This is a genomic window from Alteromonas sp. AWJ4_199, assembly GCF_056159165.1.
Genome location: NZ_JBSWUR010000001.1, coordinates 35,099 through 60,188, shown reverse-complemented (window position 1 = coordinate 60,188; position 25,090 = coordinate 35,099). Strand labels below are relative to the sequence as shown.

General features: G+C 43.5%; 23 protein-coding genes. 6 read left to right on the top strand and 17 right to left on the bottom strand.

The window, feature by feature from the left end:
• Positions 1–55 precede the first annotated feature (55 nt).
• The 11 genes from ACXAER_RS00300 to sdhC form a co-directional block, all read right to left on the bottom strand.
• Positions 56–835, bottom strand: coding sequence for a polysaccharide deacetylase family protein (locus ACXAER_RS00300; RefSeq protein WP_474825495.1), 780 nt, complete (start codon positions 833–835; stop codon positions 56–58).
• A complete protein-coding gene (locus ACXAER_RS00295; RefSeq protein WP_474825493.1) occupies positions 832–1,524 on the bottom strand; it encodes a GDSL-type esterase/lipase family protein in 693 nt (230 codons plus the stop codon). The genes ACXAER_RS00300 and ACXAER_RS00295 overlap by 4 nt, the downstream gene beginning before the upstream one ends.
• A gap of 4 nt (positions 1,525–1,528) precedes the next feature.
• Positions 1,529–2,437: a sialate O-acetylesterase gene (locus ACXAER_RS00290; RefSeq protein ID WP_474825492.1), complete on the bottom strand. Its 909-nt coding sequence runs from the start codon at positions 2,435–2,437 to the stop codon at positions 1,529–1,531.
• Positions 2,438–2,601: 164 nt separating this feature from the next.
• On the bottom strand, positions 2,602–3,474 hold the full coding sequence (sucD, locus tag ACXAER_RS00285) for a succinate--CoA ligase subunit alpha (protein ID WP_025255209.1): 873 nt from the start codon (positions 3,472–3,474) through the stop codon (positions 2,602–2,604).
• Complete coding sequence (sucC, locus tag ACXAER_RS00280) at positions 3,474–4,640, bottom strand: ADP-forming succinate--CoA ligase subunit beta (RefSeq protein WP_012518365.1); 1,167 nt, start codon at positions 4,638–4,640, stop codon at positions 3,474–3,476. The genes sucD and sucC overlap by 1 nt, the downstream gene beginning before the upstream one ends.
• A gap of 152 nt (positions 4,641–4,792) precedes the next feature.
• Complete coding sequence (gene odhB, locus ACXAER_RS00275; RefSeq protein WP_474825490.1) at positions 4,793–6,304, bottom strand: 2-oxoglutarate dehydrogenase complex dihydrolipoyllysine-residue succinyltransferase; 1,512 nt, start codon at positions 6,302–6,304, stop codon at positions 4,793–4,795.
• Between the two features lie 9 nt (positions 6,305–6,313).
• A complete protein-coding gene (locus tag ACXAER_RS00270; protein WP_474825488.1) occupies positions 6,314–9,133 on the bottom strand; it encodes a 2-oxoglutarate dehydrogenase E1 component in 2,820 nt (939 codons plus the stop codon).
• 176 nt (positions 9,134–9,309) lie between these two features.
• Positions 9,310–10,020, bottom strand: a complete 711-nt coding sequence (locus ACXAER_RS00265) for a succinate dehydrogenase iron-sulfur subunit (protein WP_012518362.1) — start codon at positions 10,018–10,020, stop codon at positions 9,310–9,312.
• A gap of 14 nt (positions 10,021–10,034) precedes the next feature.
• Positions 10,035–11,807, bottom strand: coding sequence for a succinate dehydrogenase flavoprotein subunit (sdhA, locus tag ACXAER_RS00260; RefSeq protein WP_118494940.1), 1,773 nt, complete (start codon positions 11,805–11,807; stop codon positions 10,035–10,037).
• A gap of 1 nt (position 11,808) precedes the next feature.
• Complete coding sequence (sdhD, locus tag ACXAER_RS00255; protein ID WP_159579156.1) at positions 11,809–12,156, bottom strand: succinate dehydrogenase, hydrophobic membrane anchor protein; 348 nt, start codon at positions 12,154–12,156, stop codon at positions 11,809–11,811.
• Positions 12,150–12,524 (bottom strand): succinate dehydrogenase, cytochrome b556 subunit, encoded by a 375-nt coding sequence (gene sdhC, locus ACXAER_RS00250; RefSeq protein WP_014998321.1) that lies wholly within the window; start codon positions 12,522–12,524, stop codon positions 12,150–12,152. Before sdhC ends, sdhD begins: the two co-directional genes overlap by 7 nt.
• Before the next feature lie 703 nt (positions 12,525–13,227).
• On the opposite strand from sdhC, the gene ACXAER_RS00245 reads away from it, so the two are divergent.
• Positions 13,228–14,505: a citrate synthase gene (locus ACXAER_RS00245; protein WP_474825484.1), complete on the top strand. Its 1,278-nt coding sequence runs from the start codon at positions 13,228–13,230 to the stop codon at positions 14,503–14,505.
• 99 nt (positions 14,506–14,604) lie between these two features.
• Positions 14,605–15,027, top strand: coding sequence for a DUF3429 domain-containing protein (locus ACXAER_RS00240; protein WP_474825482.1), 423 nt, complete (start codon positions 14,605–14,607; stop codon positions 15,025–15,027).
• A 249-nt stretch (positions 15,028–15,276) separates the two neighbouring features.
• Here ACXAER_RS00240 and ACXAER_RS00235 read toward each other — a convergent pair whose 3' ends face one another.
• The 4 genes from ACXAER_RS00235 to ACXAER_RS00220 form a co-directional block, all read right to left on the bottom strand.
• Complete coding sequence (locus ACXAER_RS00235; RefSeq protein WP_474825480.1) at positions 15,277–16,737, bottom strand: phosphohexomutase domain-containing protein; 1,461 nt, start codon at positions 16,735–16,737, stop codon at positions 15,277–15,279.
• 194 nt (positions 16,738–16,931) lie between these two features.
• A complete protein-coding gene (locus tag ACXAER_RS00230; RefSeq protein ID WP_474825479.1) occupies positions 16,932–17,435 on the bottom strand; it encodes a GNAT family N-acetyltransferase in 504 nt (167 codons plus the stop codon).
• 115 nt (positions 17,436–17,550) lie between these two features.
• Complete coding sequence (locus ACXAER_RS00225) at positions 17,551–18,414, bottom strand: pirin family protein (protein WP_474825477.1); 864 nt, start codon at positions 18,412–18,414, stop codon at positions 17,551–17,553.
• Between the two features lie 92 nt (positions 18,415–18,506).
• Positions 18,507–19,466, bottom strand: a complete 960-nt coding sequence (locus ACXAER_RS00220) for a glutathione S-transferase family protein (protein ID WP_474825475.1) — start codon at positions 19,464–19,466, stop codon at positions 18,507–18,509.
• 220 nt (positions 19,467–19,686) lie between these two features.
• Between ACXAER_RS00220 and tcdA the strand changes: the two genes are divergently transcribed.
• Both tcdA and ACXAER_RS00210 read left to right on the top strand, forming a co-directional pair.
• Entirely contained in the window at positions 19,687–20,463 is a 777-nt protein-coding gene (tcdA, locus tag ACXAER_RS00215; RefSeq protein ID WP_474825473.1) for a tRNA cyclic N6-threonylcarbamoyladenosine(37) synthase TcdA, read from the top strand.
• 111 nt (positions 20,464–20,574) lie between these two features.
• On the top strand, positions 20,575–20,988 hold the full coding sequence (locus ACXAER_RS00210) for a hypothetical protein (protein ID WP_474825471.1): 414 nt from the start codon (positions 20,575–20,577) through the stop codon (positions 20,986–20,988).
• 90 nt (positions 20,989–21,078) lie between these two features.
• Here the strand turns inward: ACXAER_RS00210 and ACXAER_RS00205 are convergent, their stop codons facing one another.
• Positions 21,079–21,549 carry a DUF2919 family protein gene (locus ACXAER_RS00205; RefSeq protein ID WP_474825469.1) on the bottom strand — a complete coding sequence of 157 codons (471 nt, stop codon included), beginning with the start codon at positions 21,547–21,549 and terminating at the stop codon, positions 21,079–21,081.
• A gap of 306 nt (positions 21,550–21,855) precedes the next feature.
• On the opposite strand from ACXAER_RS00205, the gene rimO reads away from it, so the two are divergent.
• The gene (gene rimO, locus ACXAER_RS00200; RefSeq protein WP_474825467.1) at positions 21,856–23,316 is read left to right on the top strand and encodes a 30S ribosomal protein S12 methylthiotransferase RimO; all 1,461 of its coding nucleotides are present in this window, start codon (positions 21,856–21,858) and stop codon (positions 23,314–23,316) included.
• 162 nt (positions 23,317–23,478) lie between these two features.
• Positions 23,479–24,291, top strand: a complete 813-nt coding sequence (locus tag ACXAER_RS00195; protein ID WP_474825465.1) for a substrate-binding periplasmic protein — start codon at positions 23,479–23,481, stop codon at positions 24,289–24,291.
• Between the two features lie 127 nt (positions 24,292–24,418).
• On the opposite strand, the gene ACXAER_RS00190 is transcribed toward ACXAER_RS00195, so the two are convergent.
• Positions 24,419–25,078: an SDR family oxidoreductase gene (locus ACXAER_RS00190; RefSeq protein WP_474825463.1), complete on the bottom strand. Its 660-nt coding sequence runs from the start codon at positions 25,076–25,078 to the stop codon at positions 24,419–24,421.
• Between the last annotated feature and the right edge of the window lie 12 nt (positions 25,079–25,090).

The following is a 25,090-nucleotide window of genomic DNA, read 5'->3' as shown; positions in this document are numbered from 1 at the left end:
CAAAAAAATAAAAATTAGGGGTCAATTATTCAGTATTAAGTTAATTTTCAGGCGTTTATTCTAAATTTTTAAAATAAAACTCAGCGAAATCGCCGGCAGTAGTAAACCAAATATCATTAGCATCAGATAAGACTTTTAAGATTGACTCGAAATATTCCCAATTATTAGATGTAATATTTTGATCAAATTCCCAAGAATGACCCCAAATGACAAAGACACTCAATGATTCAGACGCTTCATTCACATATTTACTAGCTAATGGATATGCCTCAGAGTGATGTGCACTAGGGTGCCATTCGAACAAGTTGTCCGGTAAATCAAACTTACCCGTACTATTTACTGTACGAGCATTAGTAAAACCCGCTAATTTGAGCGCCTGAATAACCTCTTCATTATATAGTCCTAGTGGATATGCAAAAGATGTTACATTATAGCCCGCCAATAGACCTAAGCGTTCTTTATCAAACTCAACTTGATGCTGTATTTCTTTTCGAGTCAACCCTGGGAGCCCTGGGTGAGAAAAACTATGTCCAGCAATTTCATGTCCCTTGTACAGAGTCGCCACTTCGTCATGATCCACGTACTTACCTATAATAGGTAAGTACTCTTTTAGCCAAGAAGCCCGTTGCGAAAAAAGCCCTGAACTTAAGTTAAACGTTCCTTTCATCTCGTACTTATCTAGTAGTCTGATTAGTTGCTTATCTTGAACCATTCCGTCGTCAAAACTAAAAACAACCGCCTTTTTAGTACCACCGGGATAGGTAAGATCGGCGTAAGACGAGAAGGTAACAAATAGTAAACACGTATAGAGAAAGTAAGCTTTGAAAGTGATCATAAATTTTTAAAGTACGGCATCAATTGCTTTTTGAAAACCTGATAACCCGCTTCGTTTAAATGCGTACCGTCAGTGGTGAGTTCGGGATTAATCCTTCCATCAATTGAAAATGAATCGTGAAAGTTTAAAAAGGTAAAACGCTCAGAGTTAAGTTGCGCAATTTGTCTATTTACCTCTTTTGCCATTACAGTAATGTAGTCCCGATGATCAGGAAGTAACCCCAACACAACAATTTTTGTACTAGGTAAAGAATCGCTAATCTTCGAGGTAATCTTGTCGATATTCAACGCAGTATCGGACAAATTTTGAATCTGTCGCTCATAGTAAAGGTTAAAGATATCGTTAATACCAATTAAAATGACAACCACTGCAGGGGCATTGGCCTCAATTTCTTGTAAACGAGCCAACACACCGTAAGAAGTATCACCGCTTATTCCCCTATTACGTACCTTCAGATTGTTAAACCTTACCGACCAGTTAGCGCCGAGCTCTGTAAGGCTGTCACCTATAAAAACAATGTCTCCGGTTTTTATAGGCTGGTTATTAAATAGAGACATCCGGCTTTGATAATGCTCTTTTAACCATTCGTTCTGATAAGGTATGTCTGGCTCGTCTGCGAGTAGAGAAAATGCAGAACAATTTAAAATAGACGCAAATAGTACTTTTAATACATATCTTCGCAGCCCCATTCTGTTAATCCTTTTTCGAACCACAACTTTTGACGCTCTTGCTATATGATAGCGCAAAGTCATTACCCATCTTCACGAAACTTTCGCTCGTGTAATGCCATGGATCATCACCATAGGTGTAGGTATCAGAATTAGACATATAGGTGGCGCAGTTGTCTGACGCAACAAATAATTGCTGAGCAAGGTGCACTCGGTCAATATACGGCATAATATCTTCATCGCCCATTTCGGAATCGGTGATTTTGCCTATAACCACAGGTAAATCATCTACCCTAAATGCAGCACGGAACAAGTTCATTAACGAAGTTAAATTATCTAGATAGGCATTAGCTGACGTCTCACTTGCATGTGCATCGGCTTCACCCTGCATCCAAATAATGCCCATAGGTTTTAACGAGTCTGATTTGCCATCGCCATCGATATCGTTGACTGCATACGCGTTGTTAATTGTCTCTAGTGCAAAATCATACTGATTGAGGCCTTTACCCTCGGTAAAATTTGGGTACCAGTTACTGTAACCTGTGTTAAGCGCAAGGCCAGTTCCCCCTACCGCATACTTTATAATGGCAATTTTTTTGCCTGGATACTGCTGCTGTATTGTGTTGGCAAAGGTTAATTCTGCACCGAATCGCTCTGAAAGCGTATTGGTTTTCCCATCCGATTTAAAACCTGTACCGTGGCCCGGTTGAAGTTTTTCCCACTTCCCTAGACCGCCGTTTTCTTGATTATCAAAAACACCATTTCCATGAAAAATCATCACGTCTTGTTCTTTTGCTAAATCTTTTGGCAGTTCAGAAACGTATCCATAGCCGTCCATATTGGATTGCCCTGCCATAAAAAAAGTCAGGTATTCATCAGCTATAGCTGAGCATGACAACAAGGAAGCGAAACAAGCTAAAGTAGTTTTTTTCATAAAAAATATCTTTATGTTATTCGGTTGGTAAAAATAGAGTACTTATAAACGCAACGTTAACAAGGTGAATACGTTTGCAAGCACTTCAAAGCAACGCACGTTTTAATACAGGTATAAAAAAGCCCGCTTAAAGCGGGCTTTCAAGCATATTAATAAGCGTTAGCTTACCAACCTGTAGTTTCGCGAAGCGCCTTGCCGATTTCAGCAAGTGAACGTACAGTCTTAACGCCTGCGTCTTCTAGTGCTTTGAATTTCTCGTCAGCAGTACCTTTACCGCCTGCGATGATTGCACCAGCGTGACCCATACGCTTGCCCGGAGGAGCAGTAACACCAGCAATGTAAGAAACAACTGGCTTAGTTACGTTCTCTTTAATGAACGCAGCCGCTTCTTCTTCTGCAGTACCACCGATCTCACCGATCATTACGATAGCTTCAGTTTGTGGATCGTCTTGGAACATCTGAAGGATGTCGATGAAGTTTGAACCAGGAATTGGGTCACCACCGATACCAACACAAGTAGACTGGCCGAAACCTTCGTCAGTAGTTTGTTTAACCGCTTCGTACGTAAGCGTACCAGAGCGAGAAACAATACCAACTTTACCAGGCTTGTGGATGTGACCAGGCATGATACCAATTTTACACTCTCCAGGAGTGATTACACCTGGGCAGTTTGGACCAATCATGCGAACGCCTTTCGCTTCTACGTATTCTTTAACGTAAAGCATGTCTAGCGTTGGAATACCTTCAGTGATACATACGATTAGCTCGATACCCGCATCTGCAGCTTCAACAATTGAATCTTTACAGAATGGTGCTGGTACGTAGATAACTGTCGCAGTTGCGCCAGTTGCTTCTACCGCTTCACGTACAGTATTAAATACTGGAAGACCTAGGTGCTCAGTACCGCCTTTACCTGGTGTTACACCACCAACCATTTGCGTACCGTAAGCAATAGCTTGCTCAGAGTGGAAAGTACCCTGACCGCCAGTGAAACCCTGACAAATTACTTTAGTATCTTTATTAATTAATACAGACATTATTTGCCCTCCGCTGCAGCAACAACTTTCTGCGCTGCATCAGTAAGCGATTCAGCAGCAATGATATCTAGACCAGAGTTCGCTAGAACTTCACGGCCAAGCTCTGCATTGGTACCTTCAAGGCGTACAACTACAGGTACTTCTACGCCAACTTCTTTAACCGCACCAATGATACCTTCTGCAATCATGTCACAGCGAACGATACCACCGAAGATGTTAACCAATACTGCTTTAACGTTGTCATCAGAAAGGATGATTTTGAATGCTTCAGCTACACGCTCTTTAGTTGCGCCGCCACCAACGTCTAGGAAGTTAGCTGGCTTACCACCGTGTAGGTTTACGATGTCCATAGTACCCATTGCAAGGCCAGCACCATTAACCATACAACCTACGTTACCGTCTAGTGCTACGTAGTTTAGTTCCCACTGAGCTGCGTGAGCTTCACGCGCGTCTTCTTGTGAAGGATCTTGCATATCTTTCAGCTTAGGCTGACGATATAGTGCGTTACCATCGATACCTACTTTTGCGTCAAGGCAGTGTAGGTTACCGTCAGTTTTAATAACTAGCGGGTTGATTTCGATAAGCGCTACGTCAAGCTCTTCAAACATCTTGGCTAGGCCAAGGAAGATTTGAGTGAATTGCTTGATTTGTACGCCAGAAAGACCTAGAGCGAACGCCATTTCACGCGCTTGATAAGGCTGAGGACCAACAATTGGGTCGATTTCAGCTTTAAGGATTTTCTCTGGTGTTTCTTCTGCAACAGTTTCAATCTCAACGCCACCTTCAGTAGATGCCATAAATACAACGCGACGGGTTGTACGGTCAACTACTGCACCAAGGTAAAGCTCGTTAGCGATATCTGTGCAAGATTCTACAAGGATTTTGCTCACAGGCTGACCGTTTTCGTCAGTCTGGAAAGTCACCAAATTTTTGCCAAGCCAGTTTTCAGCGAAAGCGCGAATGTCGTCTTTGTTTTTAACTAGCTTTACACCGCCAGCTTTACCGCGACCGCCCGCGTGTACCTGACACTTAACTACCCACTCTTCACCGCCGATGCGGTCAGCCGCTTCTACAGCACCTTGAGCAGTGTCTGCTGCGTATCCTTCAGAAACAGGCAAGCCGTATTCTTTGAATAGCTGCTTACCTTGGTATTCATGCAAATTCATGGTGTTTCTATCCGATTTTTAGTAAGACAAAAGCCGCAAATGCGACTTGATTATTTAGACTGATATTATAGGGTAAATATCAGCGTTGCGTTAGGCGCTAAACAAGATAACACAAGCAAAGCGCCCAACCACAATTCCGTGAGACGAAAGTCTTATACGTCTAGTAGTAGACGTGTTGGATCTTCTAACATCTCTTTAACGGTTACCAAGAACCCTACTGATTCTTTACCATCGATAATACGGTGGTCATAAGAAAGCGCTAGGTACATCATTGGTAGAATTTCTACTTTACCATTAACTGCCATTGGGCGGTCTTGGATTTTGTGCATACCAAGAATTGCGCTTTGTGGCGGGTTAATGATTGGTGTAGACATTAGTGAACCAAACACACCACCGTTGGTGATTGTGAAGTTACCACCTTGTAGTTCAGCCAATGACAGCTTACCGTCACGACCTTTAAGTGCTAGTTCTTTAATTCCTTTTTCAACACCAGCCATACCTAGTGTGTCAGTATCTTTAAGTACTGGTGTCACAAGGCCACGAGGTGTAGATACGGCAATCGACACATCGAAATAGTTGTGATAAACAATGTCATCACCGTCGATTGACGCGTTAACTTCTGGGAAGCGCTTAAGTGCTTCAGTAACCGCTTTAACGTAGAACGACATAAAGCCTAAACGAATGCCGTGACGTTTTTCGAAGCTCTCTTGATACTGTTTACGAAGGTCCATGATAGGCTTCATGTTTACTTCGTTAAACGTAGTTAGCATTGCTGTTGAGTTCTTCGCTTCAAGTAGGCGATTCGCAATAGTCTTACGAAGACGCGTCATTGGAACACGCTTCTCAGTACGGTTACCAGTTGGTAAATCTGCCACTGTTGCTTCAGCTGCCGCAGGCGCTGCCTTAGCTGAGCTATCGCCGCCTTTAAGATACTTTTCTACGTCTTCTTTAGTGATACGGCCATTTTTACCCGTACCCTTAACTTTAGCTGCGTCTACGCCTTTTTCAGCAAGCAGACGACGTACAGACGGACTAAGCGCATCGCTGCTGTCTTCACTGTCATCGTTTTCGCTAGACGCTGCTGGAGCAGAAGCACCGCTTGCCGCACCTTCTACAAACTTCGCAATAACTTCTTCAGCTGTAACAGTCGCACCTTCTTCTGCGATGATTTCAGCTAGTGAACCGTCTGCAGGAGCTACAACTTCAAGTACTACTTTGTCAGTTTCGATATCAACCAAGTTTTGGTCTCGAGAAACTGCTTCACCCACAGCCACATGCCACGTTGCGATTGTCGCGTCAGCTACAGACTCTGGAAGTACTGGTACTTTAACATCAGATGTTTTTCCAGAAGCCGCTGGAGCCGCATCTGATTTAGAATCGCCTTTCGCTTTGCTTTCTGTTTTAGCTTCAGCTGGTGCAGCAGCACCACCCTTTTTTAGTTTAGCAATAACTTGCTCGCCTAAAACAGTTGCACCCTCTTCGTTTAGGATCTCACCAATTGTACCGTCCGCTGGCGCCACAACTTCTAAAACCACTTTATCAGTTTCAATATCAACCAGGTTCTGGTCTCGTTTAACTGCGTCACCGGCCTTTACGTGCCAGGTTGCAATGGTGGCATCGGCAACTGACTCAGGTAGAACCGGAACTTTTATCTCAATTGTCATTACTGTTCCTTATTTAATTGTGAGTGCGTTTTCAACCAGGGCTTTCTGTTGCTGGTTGTGAACGGATACATAACCTACTGCAGGTGACGAGGATGCATCACGACCTGCATATGTTAATTTTGCACCATCTGGAATTGCTTGCCAGAAATGGTGTTGGCTACAGTACCAAGCGCCTTGGTTTTGAGGCTCTTCTTGACACCAAACCCAATCTTTTACATGGCTGTATTGTGCCACAACTTTAGCGCATTCTTCTTGTGGGAATGGGTAAAGTTGCTCTAAACGAATGATTGCAACGTCTGTTTGCTCATTTTTACGGCGCTGGTCTAACAAATCGTAGTAAACCTTACCTGAACACATAACAACACGCTTAACGTTCTTCGGATCGATATCGTCAATTTCACCAATGACGTTATGGAATTTACCTTCCGCAAGTTCCTCTAACGAAGATACTGCCATTGGATGACGTAATAGTGACTTAGGTGACATCACGATAAGCGGCTTACGCATTGGGCGAACAACTTGACGACGAAGCATGTTGTACACTTGTGCAGGCGTTGAAGGTACACACACCTGCCAATTGTGATCTGCACACATTTGTAAGAAACGCTCTAACCGTGCAGAACTATGCTCTGGGCCTTGGCCCTCATATCCATGTGGAAGCAATACAGTTAAGCCACATAGGCGGCCCCACTTAGCTTCACCTGAACTTAAGAATTGGTCGAATACTACCTGCGCACCGTTAGCAAAGTCACCGAACTGCGCTTCCCAAATGGTCAAACACGTAGGCTCAGCCGTTGCGTAACCATATTCGAAGGCCATTACGGCTTCTTCTGAAAGTACAGAGTCGTAGATTTCAATTTCACCCTGCCCCTCGCGAATATGCTGTAAAGGCATATATGTCGACGCATCTTTTTGATTATGCAGTACCGCGTGGCGGTGGAAGAAAGTACCACGACCTGAGTCCTGACCAGTAATGCGAATGTCTTCGCCTGCGTCTACAATTGTGGCATAAGCTAAGTTTTCTGCCATGCCCCAATCAAGCTTTTTCTCTCCAGCTACCATAGCTTTACGATCTTGATAAAGCTTGTTAACACGAGACTGAAGCTTGTGATCTTCAGGGATAGTGGTAATTGATTCACCTAACTCTTTAAGCTTTTCAACTGAAAGCGCACCGTCGTATGGCGTATCCCAGTCGTGGCCTAGATATGGAGACCAGTCTACACTATGCTCAGTCATTGGACGCCATTCTTCAACAACGCATGCACCGTGATCTAATGCTTCGCGGTATTCTTCAAGATAGCGATCAGCATCACGTTGCTCAATGACGCCTTCAGCAATTAACTGGTCAGCATAAAGCGCACGTGGAACTGGGTGCTTTTTAATTTTTTGGTACATCAACGGCTGCGTGGCGTTTGGCTCATCCGCTTCGTTGTGACCATGACGACGGTAACAGACTAGGTCAATTACTACGTCTTTCTTAAACTTATTGCGATATTCAAGCGCTAGTTGTGTCACAAAGGCAACCGCTTCTGGGTCATCAGAGTTCACGTGGAAAATTGGCGCCTGAACCATTTTAGCGATATCAGTACAATACTGAGTAGAGCGTGTATCTTCCGTTTTTGACGTAGTGAAACCAACTTGGTTGTTCACCACTATACGAACGGTACCACCTACTGCAAAGCCGCGCGTTTGCGACATGTTGAAGGTTTCTTGTACCACACCCTGACCGGCAATTGCTGAGTCACCGTGAATAGTGATAGGCAGTACTGTATTCGTGTCATCATTGCGGCGCGCAAGACGTGCACGTACAGAACCCATTACTACAGGGTTTACAATCTCAAGGTGAGACGGGTTAAACGCTAATGCTAAGTGAACATTGCCGCCTGGAGTCGCGAAGTCTGAAGAGAAACCTGCGTGATATTTGACATCACCCGCACCTAGCGAGTCATCGTGCTTGCCAGAGAATTCATCAAACAAAACAGAAGGGTTTTTACCAAGAACGTTAACCAACACGTTCAAGCGACCGCGGTGGGCCATACCGATAACCACTTCTTTAGTACCTGCTGTACCGGCTTTAGTGATAAGACCTTTCAGCATAGGAATTAGCGCGTCACCACCTTCTAGTGAGAAACGCTTCGCACCTGGAAATTTAGAGCCCAGGTATTTTTCCATGCCATCTGCTGCGGTTAGACCTTTAAGAATGCCTAATTTTTCATCGCGAGAGATTTCTGGTTTGGCTTGAACTGATTCAATCTTTTGCTGTAACCAACGCTTCTGTTCTGTATCGGTGATGTGCATATATTCCGCACCGATAGAACCACAGTATGTGCGATTAAGTGATTTAAACAGCTCACCTAGCGGCATAGACTCCTTACCAATAGCGTAAGAGCCAACGTTAAATACTGAGTCGAAATCTTTTTCGGAAAGACTGTGGTGAGAAAGTTCTAAATCGCGAACGCGCTCTTGCTGCCAAAGACCAAGTGGGTCTAGATTAGCGTGCTGATGACCGCGGAAGCGGAATGCGTTAATTAACTGAAGAACTTTAACTTGCCTATCGTCTGAAACATTTGCCGAAGGCACAGACGGGCTAGACATGCGGGCTGTAGGCCCTAACGCAGCAAGTTGCCTAAATTGATTTTTGATAGTTGTATGATTTGTTTCTAACTCTACGCCATCGACTTTGGGGAGGTTATCGAAGATTTGTCGCCAATTTTCAGAGACGCTTTGAGGGTCTTCCAAATAGGTTTCATACAACTCTTCAACATAGGCAGCGTTGGCACCTGCCATGTGCGAGGAATCCCACCACGCTTTCATCACGCTTTCTTGCATTTAATTTGCCTTGCTACGTTTTATAAAATCTAGTTAACAATCAATATGTATTATAAGGTTATTCTCAGCATAACCAAGTGTTATAACAGCGAATATATAAAAAAATAGCCATCCTTTTGGGATGGCTATTTAGAGCATCACTTTCTGTAACTAAAAGAAGTTATCAGAATATAGTACTAAACAGCCCGTTGTAAAAGCATAGACTTAATTTGGCCTATTGCTTTTGTTGGGTTCAAGCCTTTAGGGCATACACTCACACAGTTCATGATACCGTGACAGCGGAATACGCTGAATGCATCATCAAGGTCGTTAAGACGTTCTTCAGTTGCAGTATCGCGACTATCAATAAGGAAGCGATATGCGTGAAGTAGACCCGCAGGACCAATGAACTTGTCTGGATTCCACCAAAACGATGGACATGACGTTGAACAACATGCACAAAGAATACACTCGTATAGCCCATCAAGTTTCGCACGTTCTTCAGGCGACTGTAGATGCTCGCGCGCAGGCGGCTGCTTGCTGTCGTTGATTAAGAACGGCTTAATCTTTTCGTACTGTGTATAGAACTGTGTCATATCAACAACTAGGTCACGTACTACCGGTAGACCAGGAAGTGGACGAACTACTATTTTCCCTTTGCCCAGTGCAGATAGAGGAGTAATACATGCTAGGCCATTTTTGCCGTTCATGTTTACACCGTCTGAACCACATACACCTTCACGGCAAGAGCGACGGAAAGAAAGCGTCGGATCCTGCTCTTTTAGTGCAAGTAGCGCGTCTAGCACCATCATGTCTTGACCTTCCTCTACTTCTAGAGTGTAGTCTTGCATGCGAGGCTTCGCATCTACTTCAGGGTTATAACGATAAATCGAAAAAGTTAATTGCATGATCGTTGCCTCTCTTAATATGAACGCACTTTAGGCGGGAATGCTTCCCTAAGCTTAGGCGCCATATTCACTTCACGTTTAAGCATTTTATCAGTGTTCGGATCGTAGATGCTATGGCATAACCAGTTGTCATCATCACGTTCCGGGAAGTCGAAGCGGCTGTGAGCACCACGGCTTTCCGTTCTGAAGTTCGCTGCTACTGCTGTGCTGTACGCAGTTTCCATTAGGTTATCAAGCTCTAAACATTCAATACGTTGAGTGTTGAAGTCTGAACTCTTATCGTCAAGGCGTGCATGCTTAAGGCGCTCGCGAATTTCGCTAAGTTCCTTAAGACCTTCCGCCATGGCTTCACCTTCACGGAATACTGAGAAGTTAAGCTGCATGCATTCTTGCAAGTCTTTCTTAATTTGAACAGGGTCTTCGCCCTTTCCTTTCTCTGAATTTTCCCAACGGTTGAAACGTGTCATAGAAGCTTCAAGATCAGACTCAGACGCGTCGCGTGTTGGTGCCATTTCAGATAATGTCTTACCAAGGTGTAAACCAGTCGCACGACCGAATACAACAAGGTCAAGTAGTGAGTTACCGCCAAGACGGTTTGCACCGTGTACAGATACACAAGCAATCTCACCACATGCAAATAGACCGTTAACTACCTTATCATTACCGTTTTCATCAACCGTTAGACATTGGCCATCAACGTTTGTTGGAATACCACCCATCATATAGTGACAAGTAGGAATTACTGGAATCGGCTCTTTTACAGGGTCAACGTGTGCGAATGTACGCGATAGTTCAAGAATACCAGGTAGACGTGACTCAAGTACATCTTTACCAAGGTGATCAAGCTTAAGCTTAATGTGAGTACCCCACGGGCCTTCACAACCACGACCTTCGCGAATTTCAGTCATCATTGAACGTGCAACAACGTCACGACCCGCTAGGTCTTTCGCGTTAGGTGCATAACGTTCCATGAAGCGTTCGCCGTCTTTATTGAGAAGGTAACCACCTTCACCACGACAGCCTTCAGTAACCAATGTACCCGCGCCAGCTATACCCGTTGGGTGGAACTGCCACATTTCCATATCCTGAACCGCAACACCAGCACGTAGTGCCATACCAACACCGTCACCGGTATTGATGTGCGCGTTAGTTGTTGATGCGTAGATACGACCCGCACCACCAGTTGCAAGAACAACTGCGCGCGATTTAAAGTAAACTACTTCGCCAGTTTCGATGTCGATTGCTGTACAACCTACAACGTCGCCGTCTTGGTTCTTAACCAGGTCAAGTGCATACCACTCAGAAAATACTTTGGTTTTGTTCTTTACGTTTTGCTGGTAAAGAAGGTGTAGAAGCGCGTGACCAGTACGGTCCGCTGCAGCTGCCGTACGAGCACCCTGCTCGCCACCAAAATTTCTCGACTGACCGCCGAAAGGACGCTGGTAAATCTTACCATTCTCGAAGCGAGAAAAAGGTAGGCCCATGTTCTCCATTTCGATAATAGCTTCTGGACCAGTTTTACACATGTACTCGATGGCGTCTTGGTCACCGATGTAATCAGATCCCTTAACAGTGTCATACATGTGCCATTCCCAGTTGTCTTCGTGTGAATTACCTAGTGCTACGGTAATACCACCCTGTGCAGACACAGTATGAGAACGGGTTGGAAATACTTTAGACAACAGTGCGCATGATTTACCAGATTCTGAAATCTGAAGTGCTGCGCGCATACCTGCACCGCCTGCACCAATTACAACTGCATCAAACTCGTGAACGGGTAAACTCATTTTACACTCCCCACAATACGAATAGGCCAACAGCTACATAGCCGAACGCGATGATATTTAGAATATATTGTAGTCCTGCGCGCAGACCTGTTGCTTTAACATAGTCTGTTAGCACCTGCCATAGGCCGATGCGCACGTGGATCATCACTGCTACTAGTGCTGCCAATGTGAAAACTTTCATAGCTAGGCCAGAGAACAACCCTCGCCATTCGATAAACGTTAGGTTATCTGTGGTAATAAAAAACCACGCCATGAAAACCGAGTACGCGAAAATAATTGCTGCTGTAGCGCGAAGTGATACGTAATCTTGTACGCCGTCACGCTTAATGCTTGCTTGGTTGGTTACCATAATGCAACTCCCAATACTACGGTCAGTACAACCCAAAGTGCGATTACTGCTTTTGCACTTGTGTTACCCGACTCTAATTCTTCCCAGTGACCTAAATCCATAACAACGTGTCTTAGGCCGCCTAGAATGTGATACGTCAGCGCTGAAGCTGTGCCAATTGCGACAAATTTTCCAAGGAAACCGTCCATGATTGCTTGAACGTCCGCGAAACCTTCCGGCGAGTGAACAGAAACTGCCCATGCCCAAATAACAAAAAGTAGCGCGAAGAACATTGCAACACCGGTTACGCGGTGGAGAATTGACGAAATAGCAGAGGGCGGAAATTTAATAGTATTGAGTTCTAAATTTACTGGTCTTTGCTTTTTCACAATGTATGCCTGTTTAATCCGTAGGGGATAATGAATTTCTTACCTTTATTATGTCCTGGGTAAGAGAATTCGATTTTTAACCTGTTAATTGCCTCGTCCAATGAGTTGTTAACAATTTGTGAATTATTCTTTGATGCTTGTAACAGAATAATTATTCCGTTTTCCAAGCACCGCTGAGTATATCCAGCGTAGTATATAATTACAATTTTTTGTGCCGTAGTAAGACTTTAGTCGCTATATACACTTTAGTGATAATTATTTTGCTCAAAAAGAGATCAAAATTGTCTACAACACGTTATAACAAGCGCAATAACAGTGTTTCGATTTTATCAGCAGCGAAATGGAATAACTATGCATATCAATAAGAAATTAAGCACTTTTAATCTGTATGCGTAATTATTCCCCATGAAAAGGTTACTTTTTAACCTGACCTGTTAATATATTTATTAATCGGTGGTTTACCTTTTTTGAAAAGCCATTGATAATTGCGCTGTATCGGGCAAAGTGATTTCCCAACGAGTTAATTGAACGTTACTGTATTGCTAGTATTTTTTTACGCAATTCAGAATATTTATTGTTCAAATATGCAATTAAATTGACTTGTTGGTGCATAATAAAGTACAAATACGCCCACTTTTCCCAACGAAGCGGACATTTTCGTCCGTTTTCGCTGCAAACAGAACCATTCTGAGGAGAGCATTTTATGGCAGATCAGAAAGCCATTCTTAAAGCCGGCGGTAAGGAAATCGAGCTTCCTATCTTGTCTGGCACCGAAGGACAAGATGTAATCGATGTCCGTACGTTAGGCCAACACGGTTATTTCACGTACGACCCAGGTTTTATGGCGACAGGATCTTGCGAGTCTTCAATTACTTACATTGACGGCGCTCAAGGTGTGTTATTACACCGCGGTTTCCCTATTGAAGAACTAGCGCGTGACGCAGACTACTTAGAAGTATGTCACATGCTTCTTCACGGTGATGCACCAACAAAAGAACAATACGAAGAGTTTAAAGAGACGATTACTCGTCACACCATGGTACATGAACAAATCAACATGTTCTTCCACGGTTTCCGCAACGACGCCCACCCTATGGCAATGCTATGTGGTACCGTTGGCGCGATGTCTTCGTTCTACCATAGCGATTTAGACGTTTCTAATGAAGAACAGCGCATTCGCAGCGCGCATCGTCTAATTGCAAAGATGCCAACGCTTGTCGCTATGTGTTACAAGTACAATATTGGCCAGCCATTCGTTTACCCACGTAACGACTTAAGCTACGCAGCAAACTTCCTGAACATGATGTTCTCTGTTCCTGCAGAAGAATATCAAATCAGCCCAGCTGTTGAGCGCGCGATGGACCGTATCTTTACGCTACACGCAGACCATGAACAGAATGCGTCAACGTCTACCGTTCGCCTTGCTGGTTCTTCTGGTGCGAACCCGTATGCTTGTATCTCTGCTGGTGTTGCTTCACTTTGGGGCCCTGCTCACGGTGGTGCAAACGAAGCATGTCTAAACATGCTAGAAGAAATCGGTACTGTAGATCGCATTCCTGAGTTTATTGCACGTGCCAAAGACAAGAACGATCCGTTCCGTCTAATGGGCTTTGGTCACCGCGTTTATAAGAATCACGACCCTCGTGCAACAGTAATGCGTGAAAGCTGTCACGAAGTACTAAGCGAACTTAACGTAAAAGATCCACTACTAGAAGTAGCAATGGAACTTGAAAAAATTGCGTTGAGCGACCCGTACTTCGCAGAGAAGAAATTGTTCCCTAACGTAGATTTCTACTCAGGTATCGTTCTTAAGGCTATTGGTATTCCTACCAACATGTTTACGTGTATCTTCGCTCTGTCTCGCACAGTAGGCTGGATTTCACACTGGCATGAAATGATGAGCGACCCTAAACAAAAGATTGGTCGTCCTCGTCAGCTTTACACTGGTCACAACCAGCGTAAATACACGCCAATTAAGTAAAAATTTAGGTTTTACTGAACTAAGTATTACGCTTAATAGTAAAAATAGCGCCTTCATGGCGCTATTTTTGTTTATACAAGTTTACTTCAAGGAACAACAATGCCCTATTCAGCAGTTTTTCTAGGTATTGCCGGTCTTATTCCTTTTGTGGCAATGCCACTGGCTTATCAGCTTAACCTATTATCACTAACACAAAGCGCCGTTTACTTTGTCCAATACTCTGCTGTGCTGTTATCTTTCTTTGGCGGTATTCATTGGTGGGACTCTGTAAGTAACCAGCGATATGATAAGCAAATGCTTATCGCAATGCTGCCAACCATCGTAGGATGGCTGTGTTTAGTATTCTCGCATGATGTAAAAGCTTTTGGCGTATTGTCACTTAGCTACGTCGCCGTACTTATTTACGACAAGTTTATCCTTAGCCTTCCTAAAGAGCAGATTGTAAGTTACATAAGCCTGCGAATGGGACTCACAAGTGTTGTCGTTATCTGTCACGCTTGGATGATTTACTTGCTTGTCTAGCGTTACTACTAACAGCTTAGCGTTAAAGGCATGACATTAGTTAATTGCAAGAAAAGTAATAGAGGCAAAAGCCTGCGGTGCTTAAGCGAGTGTCTAACTCAATCAAACCAGTTACGCATAACCTTTATAAGTAATTGATAAACAAAGATTTAACAGGCATAAATCTCGAAAACAAAAAAGGCGATAATATCGCTATATTATCGCCTACGTTTCTTACTTATCTAGCGGAATTAACGAAAAGTACCGTGGTTATTCAGCGCGAATAAGCGAAAGTAGCTCTTCGGTTTTTTGTTCCATCAACGAAATGTCGCTTTTACTTTCGACGTTTAAACGAATAACCGGCTCAGTATTCGATTTACGTAAATTAAAGCGCCATGTACCAAACTCCAGACCCAAACCATCGGTAGTATCGATTGCGCTAGCTAGTGGCTGATATTTATTTGTAACGCGTTCCAGCGCTGCGTCAGCATCTTTTAGTTTACTGTTAATTTCACCGGAAGATGGAAACGCTTCAATTCGGGCTTTTACCATACTTGCTAGCGTTTGCTTTTTCACGCACACCAACTCGGCAATTAGCAACCAAGGGATCATGCCTGAATCACAGTAAGCAAAATCTCTAAAGTAATGGTGCGCACTCATTTCACCGCCATAGACAGCATCTTCTTTGCGCATGCGTTCTTTAATAAATGCATGGCCGGTTTTCGACTTGATAGGCGTACCACCTGCATTCGCTACAATATCTTCAGTATTCCAGTATACGCGAGGGTCATAAATAATTTTACTGTCGGTGTTTTTCTCGATAAAGGCTTCAGCAAGCAAGCCAACGATATAATATCCTTCAATAAATTCACCATCAGCGTCAAACAAGAAGCAACGGTCGAAATCACCATCCCATGCAATACCAAAGTCAGCACCTGATGATTTGACTGCATCAGCTGTGTCTGCGCGATTTTCAGGTAAAAGAGGGTTAGGTATACCATTTGGAAAAGTTCCATCTGCATTGTGATGTACTTTAATGAATTCAATCGGTACACCCTGCACTTTCATTTCTTTTTCAATTGCGTCAAGCGCGGGGCCTGCGGCACCATTACCTGCATTAACCACCACTTTTAACGGCGTAAAATTGCTCAAATTAACGTAAGAAAGCATGTGAGAAACATAGTCAGACATACACGATTTCATTGCATATTTATCGGTTTCAGAAAGCTTGTTTTCTTTTACATGGGCCGTTCCGTTAAAAAACGCATCAGCATCAATCAACGCACCCTCAGTGAAGTGTGCTAATCGCTCTGACACGAAGCTATCTTCTAGTGCTTCCGCTTTCTCTTTTATCGCGTTTAGGCCTGTGTCGCCACTAATTGGAACAGAGCCTGACTTCACCAGTTTCATACCGTTATAATTAATGGGGTTATGACTTGCCGTTACTTCAATACCACCATCAACGCCTAGGTGTTTGGTAGCGAAGTAAATTTCTTCTGTTCCTGCCATGCCAATATCGGTCACTGTTGCACCAGCATCGATAAGACCCGCGCTTAACGCTAATTTTAATGGTGTTGACGTAAGACGCACATCACTACCAACAACAACAGTTTTCGCATTTAATTCTTGCGCAAAAGCATAGCCAATTCGATACGCTACATCTTCAGTCAGTTGTGAGTTCAATTCGCCACGAATATCGTACGCTTTAAAGCAGGTAATTGGGGTTGCCATTTGGATCGAAATTCCCTGTGTTTTAACTATTTATGATTACATTATCGCCTTTTACAACAAAAAAGAGCATACGCCCCATTGTTATTGTCGTAAAAGAGATTAGACATACCGATATTAAATCATTAGAGGGAGTGAATTACTAATTCAATTTGAACAGCGCAACGTTTTGCTAACGCTGTTTTCAATCGATGAGTTTAAAGCGCGAATTCGAAGTAGATACTGTTATGGAAAGCGCCTTGATGACGATACTTTCGGCGAAAGCACAGCGTAGGACTAAAACCATTCTTGATAAGAACTTTTTCAGAAGCGGCGTTATCGTCCATGATTTCAGCAGTGAGCAATTTTATGTCCATGCTTTCGGCCTCCTCAATTAAAAATGAGACGCAGCGAGAAGCAATGCGTTTTCCACAATCCTTCTCTGCAACTCGATAGCCGATTTCCGCCTTGTCGCCTGCTCTATTTTTGATGTTAGCACGCGCTACAATCTGGTTATTTCGTTGCTCATCAACAAGCACATAACCCCAAGCTCTTTTCTGCTGTTGTAAGTAAAGCAATTCGCTAATGTGGTAGCCAACGCCATCCAATGAATAAAACGCTGCCTCTCTTGGTGCTATAGACAATTCAAAATAGGCTTTGTTACTACGCTCAAATTCTAAAAGTGATAGCAGGTGTTTTTCGGCGACGCTTTCAAAATACATTGGCAATGCTACTCCTTGCTGAACCTAATGAAGAGGTATTGATTAAAAGCCCAGTCTAATACCAGTCCGCATAAATTATTATCGATAGTCGAATCAAAACAGACAAACCTTGTATCTACTTCGCTAATGAACCGGTTTGGTAATCGTTAAATGCCTGAACAATTTCCTGTTGAGTGTTCATTACAAAAGGCCCATATTGGACCACAGGCTCTTCAATAGGTTTACCTGAGACAACTATAAACTTACAACCTTTATCAGCGGATACAGATAGCTGCTTGCCACTTTGTGACAAAACACCCAGCTCTCCCTGCGACACAATTGTTTTTTTGCTAAGTTCGCCGCTATTAATGACCACGCTTCCCTCGTACACATAAATAAAGGCAGCTTCATCCGCACTCAGTGCAATTTCCGAACTCCCGCTTCGTAGTGCAACGTCTAAAAAAGTAGGGGCAACCGCCGTTGTCTTCACAGGCCCTTTCACACTGTCAATTTCACCGGCTAACACTTTGAGCACTGCATCTTGAATGTGTACTGTAGGCACACTATCTGGCTGTATGTCTTGATAATTCGGCGCTGACATTTTCTCTACGGCCGGAAGATTCACCCACAGCTGAAAGCCTTGTAACAAGCCCTCCTCCTGCTCCGGCATTTCTTCATGTATTATGCCTCGGCCCGCATTCATCCATTGAATGCCACCAGCATCAATAACCCCCTCATTGCCTACAGAGTCTTTATGGCGCATTTTTCCTGCAAGCATATAAGTAACTGTCTGAAAACCACGGTGAGGATGTGGTGGAAAACCAGCGATGTATTCACCTGGGCTATCTGAACCAAAAAAATCCAACATTAAAAAGGGATCGAGGCGAGGTAGATCAGGCTGTCCGATAATACGAGTAAGCGACACGCCCGCGCCATCACTTGTTGGCATACCTGTGACCACTTTCTCTATCGATTTTTGTTCACTCACTTCCATTGACATAATGTGTATCTACCTTAAATCTTAGCCTTCACTATCTTTTACGAGCTTCACGTTTAGCTTTTTGTATTACTGACCTTTTGGGTGCTTCAATGTCACATTTTATCGCGACCGTGAGGTGACATAAGATCTTGCTCTGGCCCGACGGGGATTACCTGCGTTGGATTTATCATAGTGTGGCTGTAGTAATAGTGCCTTTTGATATGGTCGAAGTTTACCGTTTCAGCAACGCCCGGAACTTGATAAAGTTCTTTCATATAGCCGTAAATATTTGGATAGTCTGCGATTTGCTTTTTATTGCATTTAAAATGCCCGTGATATACAGCGTCGAAGCGTATCAGCGTGGTAAATAAGCGCCAGTCAGCCTCTGTTATCTTACTTCCTACAAGATAACGTTGTTTACTTAACCTTTCCTCAACTCTATCCAGCGAATCAAACAATGCAGTTACTGCCTCTTCGTAGGCCTCTTGCGTTGTAGCAAATCCAGCTTTATACACGCCATTATTTATGTCGTGATACACCATATTGTTGATGGCATCAATTTTTTCACGTTGGGCGTTAGGATAATAATCGTCTTCATTATTAGTCAGTGAATTAAACCCACTGTTAAAAATACGAATAATTTCAGCTGATTCATTATTAACGATAGTTTCTGTTCGTTTATCCCAAAGGATTGGAACAGTGACACGGGTGGTTATCTCAGGTTCTGCCTTAGTATAAATTTGATGCGCATAGTCAAAGCTGTAAAGCTTATCCCCCGTTGATCCTGGGTAATCTTTAAACTCCCAGCCTTGATCAAGCATCTCAGGGTGTACCACCGAAACATCAATGTGCGCCTCCAATCCCTTTAACTTTCTAAATATAAGCGCTCTGTGGGCCCAAGGGCAAGCTAACGAGACATAAAGATGATAGCGATCAGATTCAGCGGGAAACGTGGAATTATCTTCGTTACTGACTTTGTCACGAAATTTAGATGCTTGTCGCTCAAATTTCCCACCATTTTTGCTGGTGTCGTACCACTTGTCATGCCATTTTCCATCAACGAGTAAGCCCATATGCCTGCCCCTTTTTATTACTTCACTAAACAATGAATTCATTTAAACATGTATTGGGTAGAACGTATGTCGCTTAAAATCGGATTTATTATTCGAAAAAACTGGAGTGTATTGATCTTTAGTGTTCACTTTTGAGATGATGCGCGCCCTGCTAGCGTGTTTGCACATTTTTGTGTAAACACACGCCCTTGAGTTAGTTTATTTTTAAGTGAAGTGAAACATGTCTGATGATCCACGTTTAGGCGGTATTGTGCGTTTATATGGCGCACAGCAAACTAATAATTTAGCCAACAGTCATGTGGCTGTAGTCGGCATTGGCGGTGTGGGAAGTTGGACTGCAGAAGCACTAGCTCGTTCGGGCATTGGTACTATAACCCTTATTGATTTAGACGATGTTTGCGTAACGAATACAAATCGCCAAATTCACGCCCTTTCCAATACCGTAGGAGAAGCAAAGGTCGACGCCATTGCATCGAGAATTCACTTGATAAATCCTGCTTGCAAAGTGAACTGTGTTGAGGATTTTGTCACCCCAGACAATACGGCCACACTTTTAACCAAAGAAATGCACGCTGTGGTCGATGCCACTGACAGTATTCGCGCTAAAGCGGCGATGATAGCTCACTGTAAACGCAACAAAATTCCCATTGTTACGGTTGGCGGTGCGGGCGGTCAAATAGACCCAACTCAAGTCACTAAAGGCGATTTAGCTAAAACAACACAAGACCCCCTAGCAGCTAAGCTACGCAGTGAGCTTAGACGTAACTATAATTTCAGTAAAAACCCAAAACGTCGCTTTGGCGTTGAGTGTATCTATTCAACAGAGCAATTGCGCTACCCACAACCAGACGGCTCGGTTTGTTACAACAAATCTGCAATGGAAGGTGGTACTAGACTAGACTGTGCAGGCGGCTTTGGTGCTGTGGTCACGGTAACCGCTACCTTTGGTATGTTTGCCGCTGCAAGTGTAATAAATAGATTAACTGGACAAAAATAGACTTTGGCCGATAACTTGCGCACAATAGTCAAAAACTTATAACACCTTGTCTTAACGACTTTTTAAGCGTTAAATTGTTATATCAAAGGTATCGGTGAGAAGGAGAACAGTATGTCACCTGATGAACTCAAAAAATTAATGGCAGATTGTGCGAATGACGCTGTGGCAACAGCAGCTGATGAGTTCGAAATTGTACTCGACTACTCACCTGCTAGCGTAGCACTGGTGGACGACATTCTACTTAGTTTTGTAGATAAATATCACGATTTAGCGTTAGAAGATGAGGCAGTGTTCACCATTTGTAATATCTTTGGCGCTTACGTTGGAGAAATTTTAAAAGCGCAGCTAGATGGCGAATGGATTTACGATCAGTCAAATCCCAAAGCACCTGCTGTTTTTCTTCAGGTTGGTGAAAATACCTATGCCTTGGCAGGTATCTGCTATGAGCGCCTAGTCAACGATAGCCAGATAAGCGTAAAAGCCTATTATGAACAAGCGCTGGGCAACCACTTAGGCAGCCACTAACGTTCTCACAGTTTTTGCACTCAATTTAACGTATGTTCAGTTGAGTGCATTAAACACATTTCCAATAAAAATGATTTTGAAGAGTGAGGTTTAGGGATTAGGTGTTTCCCAATCCTCTACCATCCACTTTAAATGACGACTTTTTGAAATTGCGTACAAGGCTATGCTGTAAAAAACGATTTTCACGCCCGTAATGTATTCAAACCCCCAGTGATGGTGCATCGTGTAATATAGCTGAACGCTTAAGAGTGCCAGTACACCCAACTGAGCCAGCGGTATAAACCATTTTCGCCAAGCTAAATACTCTTTTTTCCACAAACGTTCACGCTGACTAACTAAAATCAAAGCAATTAACACGGGAAAACTTGCTGCTAGCCCTAAACCCAAGCTTTCTTTCTGCGGGTAGAAAAATGCAAGTAGTTCACTGGTTTGAGTACGAGAAGCTAGCGAAAATATAAAGGCTAACCAATCGATGCAAAGAAGAATAAGCACGCTATAAAGCCAACGGGGCGGCAGAATTCTTCCTGACTCATCATAAAAAGCTAGCGGTAATTTGAGCATGTTTTCACTTCTATGTTTTCAACTTTGAATCTTCAGAACAACATAAGTTCTAATGATATTTATCTCCAAGAAGTGACTAAAGTGGGGGTAGACAACGCTTTTTTAAACCTTCTTCTTGTTGCTTTAACGCTTTTAACTATCGCTTTTGCATTTCTTTCTCTTTTAGGAGGCTTTTCTACGCGCTATTTTATGTATGCGCAAACAACTTATATCGCCAACGCTAAACATATATACTGCGTATAAGCGTGTTTTCCTGTATAATCCGCGGCCATTTTAAGCTCAGTCATTTTCCAGGTGATATTTTAGATGACAGTAGAAACGTTTAATCCAAACAAAGTAGTAAATAAAACCACCACGCTAGAAACGCCAGTGAAGGTATTAAGTGACAACAAACCTTCGCAACAAAGCAATGGCAGCAGAATTGGTTTTGTTAGCTTAGGTTGCCCTAAGAACTTAGTTGATTCTGAGCGTATTCTTACTCAACTTCGCACCGAGGGTTATGACGTGGTCCCTACCTATAACGATGCCGACTTGGTTATCGTTAACACCTGTGGGTTCATTGACGCGGCAGTAGAAGAGTCATTAGACACCATAGGCGAAGCACTGAAAGAAAACGGTAAAGTTATCGTTACCGGGTGTTTAGGTGTTAAAGAAGACGAAATTAGAGAGCTTCATCCAAATGTACTGGCTATCACCGGGCCTCACGCCTACGAAACGGTAGTTGAGCAAGTACACGATCATCTTCCAAAACCCCAGCACAATCCGTTTGAAGATCTGATCCCTGACCATGGCGTTAAATTAACGCCTCGTCATTATGCTTATTTAAAGATTTCAGAAGGCTGCAACCACCGTTGCACGTTCTGTATCATTCCTTCTATGCGTGGCGACCTTGTCAGCCGCCCAGTGGGTAACGTACTCGATGAAGCTAAGCGTTTGAAAGACGCTGGTGTTAAAGAGCTATTGGTTATTTCACAAGACACTAGCGCCTATGGTGTTGATGTTAAGCACAGAACAGGCTTTTGGAACGGCATGCCGGTTAAAGCACACATGCAACAGTTGTGTGAAAAGCTGGGCGAAATGGGCATTTGGGTCCGATTACATTACGTGTACCCTTACCCGCATGTTGACGATCTAATTCCACTGATGAACGAAGGTAAGCTCCTTCCTTACTTGGATATTCCGTTTCAACACGCCAACAAGCGTATTCTCAAGTTAATGAAACGCCCAGGTAGCGCTGAACGAGTACTAGAGCGCGTTAAAAAGTGGCGCGAACAGTGCCCATCATTAATCATTCGTTCGACATTCATCGTCGGCTTTCCGGGCGAAACGGAAGAAGAGTTTGAAGAGTTATTGGACTTTCTTCGCGAAGCCCAGCTTGATCGCGTTGGTGCATTCGCTTATTCACCTGTTGAAGGTGCAAGAGCAAACGACCTACCCGACCCAGTACCGGAAGAAGTAAAACAAGCTCGCCTTGCACGCTTCATGGAAGTACAGGGCGAAATCAGCGCAGCTCGACTTCAAGCTAGGATCGGTAACGAATATCAAGTTGTTATAGACAGCGTTGATGCGGAAGGTGCAGTAGGCCGTACTTATGCAGACGCACCGGAAGTTGATGGTCTGGTTCATTTAAACGGCGTTTATGACGTAAAACCTGGCGATCGTGTATGGGCTGAAGTTATTCATGCTAATGAACACGACGTATGGGCCGTACTGTCTGAAGACCAAGACCAAGACGAAGAAGACGAAGGCGCTGATACCGCGCTGTAACTTGCGATTAAAAAGCGTTCTAAACTCGCAACTCATCTATTCGTTATTTTTGTAATCCTATCGGCTAATTGCCAGTCGATAGGGTTTTATGTATAACGGACTCTATGCACAATTAAACAACTAATACTATCAACGCCACCTTCTGTGGTGCGTGAATAAAATATGGCAATGTTACCCTACTCCAATCCGAAACATTCTTCCCTCAACATCTTATCGTTTGGCATATTACTCATTTTGACTTTGTTGTTTAGCCCGCGTGCACTAGCCACCACAGAGTGTAAGACTTTACACACCGCGGGAGCACAACAGTGGTTTCCCTACGCATTTAACGAGTTTGAAGGAAGGTTGAAAGCTACGGGGATAGCATTTGACGTTCTAACCCTGCTAGCACGGGATTTAGGTGTCACACTAAAGGTAGAAACCGGGCTACCTTGGAAACGAATAGAATCCAAACTCGACGCGGGCGAGCTTGATATTTTGGCGGGAAACTATTGGAACGAAGCTCGTAGTCGAAAATGGCTTATCACTGCACCGTTTGCGGCAGAAGAGGTTTATGTTGTGCTTTCCCCTACACTTTCTCAAACGCGAGGTACCGATCTTTCGCTTAACGCACTCGCGCAATATATAGGTGTGATGCCTCGAGGAATAAGCTTAGGTGAAAAATTCGATAGCATTAAGTCAAACTTGAATATCATCGAAGTTAAAGACCACGACAAAATGTATGAAATGATGCGTCGACATCGCGCTGACTACGCAGTTTCCCCACAAAGCGCTGCACTAAGCCACTTGAACGCCTCAGAAAATGACGGCATGCAAATAAGCCAGTCACCTATATCATCAAACAATGTACATTTTGCTATCTCCGCCAAATCAAAGTGCGCATCACTATTTCCAGAGTTTAACCAAGCTCTTAGTGCTCGTTTAAATGACGGGTCTGTTAAGCAAATAATTGATACGTATGATTTAACGCGCTAAAGCTAGGGCGCATTGGAATCATGTAGTTAAGAACAGGTGTAGTTTAAAAGTAAAAGAGCGCTTTGTTGTAAGCGCTCTGTTAGTGTGATGCATTATTAACGGAATTTGTGGCAAGCCAACATTAAACCTACCAAGGCAACTCATCACCATTTGAATGGATGAAGCGACCTGCGTTAGATACATTTAACTCATCTATGCGTTGTGACAAGCGTTCAGCACAGGTATCAGCATCAATATCTCCCGCTCCATTGACCATTTCTGTTTGAACGAATCCAGGATGGAAAATACCTACTGCAATCCCCTTGGGTTTCAGATCATTCGCCATGGAAACTCCCGCCGCGTTTAGTGCGGCTTTGGACATTCGATAGCCATAATAGCCGCCTGAACCATTGTCTGCCATTGATCCCATACGGCTGGTAATCATGGCAATCTTACCGTCTTTTGCCATTGCGGGTAACAGTGTTTGAGTAACTAACAATGGACCTAATGCATTAACTCTAAATTGATAATCAATGGTATTTGGATCCCAATCGTCAATACTCTCGCGTCCGAGCACTCCGGCATTATTAATGAGCAAATCAATGTTGATATCCATTAAAGGAGCTAGTTTTTCAGCCAGCGTCTCAGGTTGAGATACATCTACACCTTTGATGATTGTCACACCTGCACTGTTTAGCTCGTCGCAACTGTTTCGACAGGTAGCATAAACTTTCGCACCACGTGCTTTATATTGCTTGGTGAGCGCAAGGCCTATGCCTCTGTTGCCACCGGTAATAACTACGTTCATAACGGTTCCCTT